This window comes from Streptomyces sp. NPDC058289 (genome assembly GCF_042880975.1).
Lineage (GTDB): Bacteria > Actinomycetota > Actinomycetes > Streptomycetales > Streptomycetaceae > Streptomyces > Streptomyces stoeckheimensis.
Genome location: NZ_JBHVYI010000066.1, coordinates 42,101 through 50,938 on the forward strand (window position 1 = coordinate 42,101; position 8,838 = coordinate 50,938).

The following is an 8,838-nucleotide window of genomic DNA, read 5'->3' on the forward strand; positions in this document are numbered from 1 at the left end:
CACCCCACACCATACGAATCGCAACGAGGAGCAGAGCTGTGAGCGGCAAGGGCGCACCCGAACTGAGCGTGAAGAACTGCGGAGACCTGCGCGTCGCCGTGATCGCGGCCCAGTGGCACGAGAAGGTCATGGACGGCCTGGTGGACGGCGCCCTGCGGGCCCTGCACGAGCTGGGGATCGACGAGCCCACCCTGCTGCGCGTCCCGGGCAGCTTCGAGCTCCCGGTCGTGGCGAAGGTACTGGCCGGTCGCGGTTACGATGCCATCGTCGCCCTCGGCGTGGTCATCCGCGGCGGCACCCCGCACTTCGACTACGTCTGCCAGGGCGTCACCCAGGGCCTGGTACAGGTGTCGATCGACACCGGAGTCCCCGTCGGCTTCGGCGTACTGACCTGCGACAACGACGAGCAGGCGCTGGACCGCGCCGGGCTCGAGGGGTCGAACGAGGACAAGGGGCACGAAGCGGTCACCGCCGCCGTCTCCACGGCCATGACCCTGCGGACCGTCAGCGAACCCTGGCGCCAGTAGGCAGCCGCCGACCCCGTATTCTGAGGACCATCATGGCGAACAAACCCCCCAAGAGCTTCGAAGAGCTCTTCACCGAGCTCCAGCTCAAGGCCGCCAACGGCGACCCGAGCACCTCCCGCACCGCAGAGCTGGTCGGCAAGGGTGTCCATGCCATCGGCAAGAAGGTCGTCGAGGAGGCCGCCGAGGTCTGGATGGCCGCCGAGTACGAGAGCAAGGAAGCCGCCGCCGAGGAAATCTCCCAGCTGCTCTACCACGTCCAGGTGATGATGGTGGCGCGCGGGATCTCCCTCGACGACGTCTACGCGCACCTCTAGGCCGCACCAGTTCTCAGGCCGCAGCAGTTCCGCGCGGGCCCCGGCACACACTGCCGGGGCGTCCGCGCGCCCGGTACCCGCACACCAGCACGCCCTTTCGCACCTACGCACCAAAGGAAGCCCCATGCTGCGCATCGCCGTCCCCAACAAGGGTTCACTCTCCGGACCGGCGTCGGCGATGCTCCATGAGGCCGGCTACCGGATGCGCAAGGAGTCCAAGGAGCTCGTGGTCGTCGACCCCGACAACGAGGTGGAGTTCTTCTACCTCCGCCCCAAGGACATCGCGATCTACGTGTCCTCCGGCAAGCTCGACATCGGCATCACCGGCCGCGACCTGCTGCTCGACTCCGGCGCCAGCGCCGAGGAGATCCTGCCGCTGAACTTCGGCCGCTCCACCTTCCGCTACGCCACCATCCCCGGCACCGCGAAGGGCCCCGAGGACTTCCACGGGATGACCATTGCGACCTCGTACGAGGGAATCGTCGCGAAGCACCTCGCCGACAAGGGCATCGAAGCCTCCGTCGTCCACCTCGACGGCGCGGTCGAGACCGCCATCCAGCTCGGCGTCGCCCAGATCATCGCCGACGTCGTCGAGACCGGCACCAGCCTGCGCAACGCCGGACTGGAGGTCATCGGCGAGCCGATCATGACCTCCGAGGCCGTCGTCATCCGCGGCAACGGAACCGACCCCGAGGACCCCCGGGCCCAGCAGTTCCTGCGCCGCCTCCAGGGCGTCCTGGTCGCCCGCAGCTACGTGATGATGGACTACGACTGCCGCGCCGAGCACCTGGAGCGCGCGGTCGCCCTCACCCCGGGCCTGGAGTCGCCGACCGTCTCCCCGCTGCACAACGAGGGCTGGGTCGCCGTCCGCGCCATGGTCCCCGCCAAGGAGGCCCAGCGGATCATGGACGACCTGTACGAGCTCGGCGCGCGCGCGATCCTCACCACCTCGATCCACGCCTGCCGCCTCTGACGCGTACGACGGCACCCCGCCGCGCGTACCCTCACCACCCGGCACCATCCGAAGGCACCTGACGAACATGGCCGACGCCACCGCCCAGCCCGCACCGCCCGCCCTGCCGGTCACCTTCCGGCCGACCCGCACCCGGGCCGTCCTGCTGGGCGTGGGCGCCGCCATGTTCGTCACGATCACGGCGATCGCCCTGAGCCTCGAAACCCTGCACCCCGGTGAGCGGATCGCCTTCGTCTTCACCGCGGCCCTGCTCTCCTCCGTCCTCGTCCTGCTCAGCCGCCCCAAGGTGGTGGCCGACGAGACCGGGGTCACGGTCGTCAACCTCACCACCACCCGCCGCCTGGAGTGGGCGCAGATCCTGCGCGTCAACCTCCGCCCCGGCGACGCCTGGGTGTTCCTCGACCTGAACGACGGCACCAGCCTGCCCGCCCTCGGCATCCAGCCCGGGGTCGCCAAGGCCCAGGCGATCGGCGACGCCCGCGCCCTGCGCGCCCTGGCCGAAGCCCACGGAACCGGCTCAAAGAACGACTGAGCCCGGCCGACCTCGTCGCTGCGTCCCATTGCGGCTGCGATCTCAATGACTAACCTGGTGTGGGGGCGCGACCGTGCGCCCTCCCACCGGCCCCGGGACCCCGAGGCCCGTGGGCACCTGCGACTCGAGGAGTGACTCCCTCCAGCAATGGACGGATCGTCCGGTAGTACACGCGCCGCCCTCCCCACGGAGGCGGCGGCATGACCATCCCGCTACTTCTGCTCGTGGCGGCATTCGCCCTGATCCTCGCCAACGGTTTCTTCGTGGCAGCCGAATTCGGCCTCGTCACCGTCGAGAGACCCGAGGCCGAACGCGCCGCGGCCGAGGGCGACCGCCGTGCCCGCACGGTCGTCGCAGCCCTGCGAGAGCTGTCCTTCCAGCTCTCGGGCACCCAGCTCGGCATCACCATCACCTCCCTCGTGGTCGGCATGCTCGCCGAGCCCGCCCTCGCCGCCCTGCTGGCCGGGCCGCTCGAAGCGACCGGCCTCCCCAAGGGCGCCGTACCCGGCGCGGCCGTCGTCATCGGCATGCTGCTCGCCTCCGCCGTCCAGATGGTCGTCGGCGAGCTCGTCCCGAAGAACTGGGCCGTCTCCCGGCCGCTCCAGGTGGCCCGATTCGTGGCCGGCCCGCAGCACGTCTTCTCCCGGGTCTTCCGGCCCGTCATCGCGGGCCTCAACGCCGTCGCCAACCGGCTCGTCCGGGCGCTCGGCGTGGAGCCCACCGAAGAGATGGCCTCCGCCCGCACCCCCGGCGAACTGGTCTCCCTGGTCCGCCATTCGGCCCAGGCCGGAGCCCTGGAACAGGACACCGCCGACCTCTTCGTACGGACCCTGTCGCTGGGCGAGCTCACGGCGCAGCTGGTCATGACCCCCCGGGTCAAGGTCAGCGCCCTCCAGCACACGGCCACCGCGGCCGACGTGCTCAACCTGACCCGCGCCACGGGCCTGTCCCGCTTCCCCGTCTACCGCGAGCGCATCGACGAGATCACCGGGGTCGTCCACCTCAAGGACGCCCTCGCCGTGCCCGAGTCCGAGCGCGCCCGCACCAGCGTCAGCGGGATCTGCGTGGCCCCCCTGCTGGTGCCCGGCTCCCTGCCGGTGCAGCCGCTGCTGGAACGGCTGCGCAGCGAACAGCCCATGGCCGTGGTCGTCGACGAGTACGGCGGCACCGCCGGCGTCGTCACCCTGGAGGACATCGTGGAGGAGCTCGTCGGCGAAGTCCGCGACGAGCACGACCTCGCGGAGGACGGCAGCCCCGAACTGGCCGCCGTACCCGCCGAGGACGGCCGCCCCTCCTGGGAGGCCGACGGCAGCTGCCGCGTGCAGACCCTGCGCCGCATAGGCCTGGAGGTCCCCGAAGGCCCGTACGAGACCGTCGCCGGGCTCGTCGCCGACCTGCTCGGCCGCATCCCCGCCCCCGGGGACCGCGCCGAACTCCCCGGCTGGAAGCTCTCCGTGCGCCAGGTCCGCCGCTACCGCGCCGAGCGGGTCCGCCTCGTGCGCACCGCCCCCGCGGGCCCCGACGCACCGGGCTCCGACGGGCAGGGCTTCTACGGATTCGGCCCGGGCACCGCCGCCCCCGCCGAGCTGGCACAGGTGGGTGGCCGGTGAACGCGCTCCAACTGCTGTTCGCCCTGCTCCTCGTCCTGGCCAACGGCTTCTTCGTCGGCGCCGAGTTCGCCCTCGTCTCCGTCCGGCGCAGCCAGATCGAACCCCTGGCCGCCGACTCCAAGCGGGCCCGCCAGGTGCTCCACGGCCTGGAGAACCTGCCGCGCATGATGGCCGCCGCACAGTTCGGCATCACCATGTGCTCGCTCACCCTCGGCGCCGTGGCCGAACCCACCGTGGCCCGGCTCCTGGAGCCCGTCTTCCACGCCGCCCACGTGCCCGAAGGGCTGATCCACCCGCTGGGCTACGCGGTGGCCCTCACCGTGGTGATCTTCCTCCACCTGGTCATCGGCGAGATGGTCCCCAAGAACCTCGCCATGGCCGCCCCCGAGAAGACGGCCCTGTGGTTCAGCCCCGGACTGGTCGCCTTCGCGCGGGTCTGCGGACCGGTCACCACGGCCCTCGGCGCCTGCGCCACGCTGATCCTGAGGCTCTTCAAGGTGGAGCCCAAGGACGAGGTCGAGGCCGTCTACACCTCCGCCCAGCTCGGCCGCCTGCTCAAGGACTCCCGGCAGGCCGGTCTGCTGGAGCCGGTGGAACAGGAGCGCCTGGAGGACGCGCTGGAACTGGGCAGCCGCCCGGTCACCGACGTCCTCCTCGCCCCGGACCGGCTGGTGACGGTCGGACCGTCCGTCACCCCGCGCCAGATCGAGCAGCTGACGGTCCGCACCGGGTACTCCCGGTTCCCCGTCCGCGCCGACAGCGGTGCCTTCATGGGCTACCTGCACGTGAAGGACGTCCTGGACCTGGAAGACCGGGAACGGGCCGTGCCCCAGCGGGTCTGGCGCCGGATGACCACGGTCTGCTCCACGCTCCCGCTGGACGACGCCCTGACGGTGATGCGCCGCGACGCGACGCACCTGGCGCAGGTCGCCGACCCCTCGGGCCGGGTCCTCGGCCTGGTCGCCATGGAGGACGTACTGGAAACGCTGGTGGGCGAGGTGCGCGACCCCGCGCACCGCACGGCACCGCACGCCCGCAGACCCGAACTCCGCTCGGAGGGGGCGCTCACCGGCTGACGCCTTCGCAGGACCGGCGCCGGACCCGTCGCACGACGGGTCCGGCGGCCGCGCCGGGCCGCCATACTCGCCGTACGGCGTGGGAAGGGGCGGGGCCATGCGGTCCGACGAACGGGACGAACACGGCGAGCGCGACGAGCGACGCGACGAGCACGACGGGTCCGGTGGGCCTGACGGGTCCGGCGGGCACCGGATCCCGGAGCTCCAGGATCCGGAGCTTCAGGACCCGGACCTCCGGGACACCGCCCGCAGGGTGCTGGACCTCCTGAGGGAGGACCCCGACGCACCCTCCCCGGTGGCGCGCCGACTGCGCGAGGTGCTCCTCGACGGGCTGCCGGCCGAAGGGGTGGGCGCCGTCGCCGCCTTCGAGCGCGAACCCTACGCACCGGCCGCGGCCCTGGCCCTCGAATCGGCCCTGAGGGAACGCGCGGCGGCGGAACCGGAGTTCGCGGACCGGGTCCGGGCCCTGCTGCAAGGCAGGCTCGGCGACGGCGAGGCGGACGAGCGGTGGGCCGAGCAGTACGGCGGACGGCCCCTCTCGGCGGTCTGGTTCCTGATCGCCGCGGTCGTCGCCCTCATGGCCCTCAACGCCTTCGCGGCCTGCGCCGGCCCGGTGCCGGACATGCCGTAGCGCGCACGGGGCTGCGGGATGCCGGCGCGGTACGGGCGCCGGAGGCGCTCACAGGGGCGGCGGCTCCGGCCGCTCCTGGGGGCCGCGGCCCGACAGGACCTCCCCGTACGCCTGCATCAGGTCCGCGAGCCGCAGGGTGGAGAGGTCCTCCCGGGACGGATCACCGGTGAAGCCCGACAGCCGCAGGTCCCGGTACGCGCAGCTCTTCTCGTACAGCGTGCGCAGGAACCGCCCGTTGCCCAGCTCGTCGATCCACCCCTGCTCCACCACGTGCCCGCTGATGCTGCGCAGCTCCTCCAGCGCCTCCTCGTCCCACCGGTCGCCGTTGGCGTCCGCCAGCACCCCGCCGATCGACGTGAGTTCCAGCGGCCGGTAGCTGGGGAAGTCCACCCGCGTGGTGAACCGTGAGGACAGCCCCGGATTCGTGGCGAGCAGCCGGTCCATCCCCGCCGGATAGCCCGCGAGGATCACGACCAGGTGGTCGCGGTTGTCCTCCGCCCGCTTCAGGAGCACCTGCAGGGCCTCGTCGCCGTACGCGTCGCCCTTGCTGTAGCCGGAGTTGGAGAGGCTGTACGCCTCGTCCACGAACAGCACCCCGCCGATCGCCGAGTCGATCAGCTCGTTCGCCTTCACCGCGGTCTGCCCGAGGAACTCGCCGACCAGGTCGGCGCGCCCGGCCTCCACGAGATGGTCGCCGCCGAGCAGGCCCAGCGCGTAGAAGACCCGGCCCAGGATCCGGGCCACCGTGGTCTTCCCCGTGCCCGACGGCCCGGAGAAGACGAAGTGGCGTTTCGGCGGCTGCACCGGCAGCCCCTGCCCCGTCCGCAGCCTGGCCATGTGCAGCTGCGCGGAGAGCGCCTTCACCTGCCGCTTGACCGGCTCGAGGCCCACCATCCGCTCCAGCTCGGCGAGCGCCTCGGCCAGCGCCGCCGGATCCGCCGGCCCGGTCGGCAGCTCCACCGGTCCCGGCTGCGCGGGCAGGGAGGCCTTGCGCCGTACGCCTGCCGGCAGACCCGCGCCGGGCCCCGGCGTTCCCGGGCCGTGCCGCGGTTCCGGCGGGTCGGCCGCTGCCAGCGGGTCCGCATCCGGCTGTCCGTCGGCGGCGATCCCCTGGACCGGACCGCCGCCGCCCAGTGCCACCGCCGCGAAGTCCCCGCCCGACGGGGCCGGTCCGTGCCCGCCGAAGGCCTCGTAGCCCGCGCCGCTCGCGTACCCGGCCAGGCCGTCGGCGTCCTCGCTGTCCTCGATCGCCGTCAGCCGGGCCGCCGTGTCCATGAACGCCGGGTCCACCCGGTGCACCGCCCGGTACAGGGGCAGGGCCGCCGCGCTGCGCCCGGTCCCCTCGTGCGCCCGCGCCAGCCAGTACCGCAGCTCCTTGCGCTGGGGCTGCTCGCTGCGGCAGCGCATCAGGGAGGCCGCCAGCAGCGGCTCGGCCTGCCCGTACATCTCCAGCCGGACCCGGGCCATCCCGCCGAACAGGCCCGCCTCGATGCCCAGGAGCGGATCGTCGACCAGCGATTCGGTGGAGCGCACCAACTGCTCCCAGTCCTTGACCAGGTACGCCCGGCAGGCGTGCAGGAAGCGCACCTGGGGGTCGGTGTCCACGGGCGGCAGGGCCGCCAGCGCCTGGTCCAGCTCGGGGACGTGGCGCCCGTCCAGCCAGTGCGAGGCGTGCGCCAACAGCAGGTCCCGCCTGGTCTCCAGTACCGGCTGCACCCACCAGCCCAGCCAGTACCAGGAGTTCAGCGTCCGCCGGTGGCGGGCCCGCTGCTCCCCGAAGCGGTCCCGGTGGGCGTACATGCGCAATAACGCGTTGGTGGTGTCGACGCGGAGCGCGTGCAGGCCCAGCCAGGCATCGGCCATCCCGGGATCGAGTCGTACGGCCGCCCGGAACTCCTCCTCGGCCTGCGGGTAGGCGCCCATCGTGCAGGCGTCCACTCCTCGCAGCCAGGCGAGTTCGGCCGGGGCGTGCGCGCTGTTGCCGTGCGCGGCGAAGTCCATCACATCCCCCACAAGCCTGCCCCCGTGGTGCCCAGCAACCCCCGCGATGCGTCCGCGAGTTGTTCCTGCGCCGATGAAATCAGGGGTGCATCGTACCTGCGGTTACGCACCTTACGTAGGGTGCGTCGAAGACCTGCCGGGCGCAGATCGGGACGGTCCATGGTGACGCAGGGTGAGAAAACGGCCGGGATGCGCCCCGTGCGACGCCGTGACGGAGGAGTGCCGGGCGGGGAACCGCGGGGGGCCGGGGGACAGAACGAAGCCCCCGATCACGGGGGAACAATCGGGGGCTTCGCGTCCGTGGCGGCCGGTGAGGGCCGCTTCTTCAGAACGTAAGGCCGTCCCGCCCCCGGGTCAAGCGGCCGGGAGGCACCTGCGGGGAGGGTCTTTCCGCCGTCCTTCAGGCCTGGGGGGACTCGTCACCCTCCGTCACGCAAGCGCCGGATTCCGCCGCCCCGGCCGCCCCGGAAGTCCACTCGTATCCCGTACTGCTCTGCCGCACCAGGGTGTCGGCGAAGGGGCGCGAAGGATCATCCGAGAAGTGCGCGAGCTCCGCGCGCTCCCATCCGTCCCAGAAGTCGGAAAGTTCGCGCCCGTCCCGGTTGCGCCCGCGCCCCCAGGACTTCGCACGCGGCGTCTCCATCCACAGCAGCCGCGCCAGGTACGGGCGCAGGGCGCGCCGTCCGGCACCGACCCCCTCGACGAGCAGCACCGGACCGGGCTCCAGCACCCGCTCCGGCCCGAACCGCCGCTCGACCCAGTCGTACGGGGCCCAGTGCGCGGCCCGCCCCGCGGCGAGCGGCTCCAGCACCTGCGCGCGCAGCCGCCCCACCCAGCCGAACAGCTCCTCATGGGTGGCCACATCGTCCAGCCGCAACACGGGAACCCCGCCCAGCGCCTCGGCGAGCGCCCCCGCGAAGGTGGTCTTCCCGGACCCGGCGTGCCCGTCGATCCCGACGAGGCGGACGGGTCCGAGGGAGGGCGGCAGGGCGATGATCTCGCGCGCGAGTGGCTGAAGCGACGACTGATATTCCACGCCCCCACCGTATGACCTCCGCCCCCGCGGGCCCGCCCGCCCTGCGGGGCTGGGTCCCCTACCCGCCCTTCCCCCGTTCCCCGGACTCCGCCCGGACCCCGCGCCTCAAACGCCGGCGAGGCTGGATCTACCCAGCCC

At 72.7% G+C, this 8,838-nt stretch carries 9 protein-coding genes; 7 read left to right on the forward strand and 2 right to left on the reverse strand.

Features of this window, described 5'->3' with window-relative positions:
• Positions 1-38 precede the first annotated feature (38 nt).
• The 7 genes from ribH to ACFVX6_RS28680 all read left to right on the forward strand — a co-directional run bounded on the left by ribH (position 39) and on the right by ACFVX6_RS28680 (position 5,663).
• Entirely contained in the window at positions 39-527 is a 489-nt protein-coding gene (ribH, locus tag ACFVX6_RS28650; RefSeq protein WP_150520523.1) for a 6,7-dimethyl-8-ribityllumazine synthase, read from the forward strand.
• A 32-nt stretch (positions 528-559) separates the two neighbouring features.
• Positions 560-841 carry a phosphoribosyl-ATP diphosphatase gene (locus ACFVX6_RS28655; RefSeq protein WP_267756948.1) on the forward strand — a complete coding sequence of 94 codons (282 nt, stop codon included), beginning with the start codon at positions 560-562 and terminating at the stop codon, positions 839-841.
• Positions 842-965: 124 nt separating this feature from the next.
• Positions 966-1,814, forward strand: coding sequence for an ATP phosphoribosyltransferase (gene hisG, locus ACFVX6_RS28660; protein WP_389696226.1), 849 nt, complete (start codon positions 966-968; stop codon positions 1,812-1,814).
• A 67-nt stretch (positions 1,815-1,881) separates the two neighbouring features.
• On the forward strand, positions 1,882-2,346 hold the full coding sequence (locus tag ACFVX6_RS28665) for a PH domain-containing protein (RefSeq protein WP_389696228.1): 465 nt from the start codon (positions 1,882-1,884) through the stop codon (positions 2,344-2,346).
• A gap of 200 nt (positions 2,347-2,546) precedes the next feature.
• Positions 2,547-3,956 carry a hemolysin family protein gene (locus tag ACFVX6_RS28670; RefSeq protein WP_389696230.1) on the forward strand — a complete coding sequence of 470 codons (1,410 nt, stop codon included), beginning with the start codon at positions 2,547-2,549 and terminating at the stop codon, positions 3,954-3,956.
• Entirely contained in the window at positions 3,953-5,032 is a 1,080-nt protein-coding gene (locus ACFVX6_RS28675; RefSeq protein ID WP_389696232.1) for a hemolysin family protein, read from the forward strand. The genes ACFVX6_RS28670 and ACFVX6_RS28675 overlap by 4 nt, the downstream gene beginning before the upstream one ends.
• 97 nt (positions 5,033-5,129) lie before the next feature.
• A complete protein-coding gene (locus tag ACFVX6_RS28680) occupies positions 5,130-5,663 on the forward strand; it encodes a hypothetical protein (RefSeq protein WP_389696234.1) in 534 nt (177 codons plus the stop codon).
• 48 nt (positions 5,664-5,711) lie between these two features.
• Here ACFVX6_RS28680 and ACFVX6_RS28685 read toward each other — a convergent pair whose 3' ends face one another.
• Both ACFVX6_RS28685 and ACFVX6_RS28690 read right to left on the reverse strand, forming a co-directional pair.
• On the reverse strand, positions 5,712-7,664 hold the full coding sequence (locus ACFVX6_RS28685; RefSeq protein WP_389696236.1) for an AAA family ATPase: 1,953 nt from the start codon (positions 7,662-7,664) through the stop codon (positions 5,712-5,714).
• A gap of 400 nt (positions 7,665-8,064) precedes the next feature.
• Entirely contained in the window at positions 8,065-8,700 is a 636-nt protein-coding gene (locus ACFVX6_RS28690; RefSeq protein ID WP_389696238.1) for a uridine kinase, read from the reverse strand.
• Positions 8,701-8,838 lie beyond the last annotated feature (138 nt).

What these genes read in the sequence shown, in the direction of transcription:
- ACFVX6_RS28655 (WP_267756948.1), top strand. Translation starts at nt 560, where the DNA reads ATGGCGAACAAACCCCCCAAGAGCTTCGAAGAGCTCTTCACCGAGCTC.
- hisG (WP_389696226.1), top strand. Translation starts at nt 966, where the DNA reads ATGCTGCGCATCGCCGTCCCCAACAAGGGTTCACTCTCCGGACCGGCG.
- ACFVX6_RS28665 (WP_389696228.1), top strand. Translation starts at nt 1,882, where the DNA reads ATGGCCGACGCCACCGCCCAGCCCGCACCGCCCGCCCTGCCGGTCACC.
- ACFVX6_RS28670 (WP_389696230.1), top strand. Translation starts at nt 2,547, where the DNA reads ATGACCATCCCGCTACTTCTGCTCGTGGCGGCATTCGCCCTGATCCTC.
- ACFVX6_RS28680 (WP_389696234.1), top strand. Translation starts at nt 5,130, where the DNA reads ATGCGGTCCGACGAACGGGACGAACACGGCGAGCGCGACGAGCGACGC.
- ACFVX6_RS28685 (WP_389696236.1), bottom strand. Translation starts at nt 7,664, where the DNA reads ATGGACTTCGCCGCGCACGGCAACAGCGCGCACGCCCCGGCCGAACTC.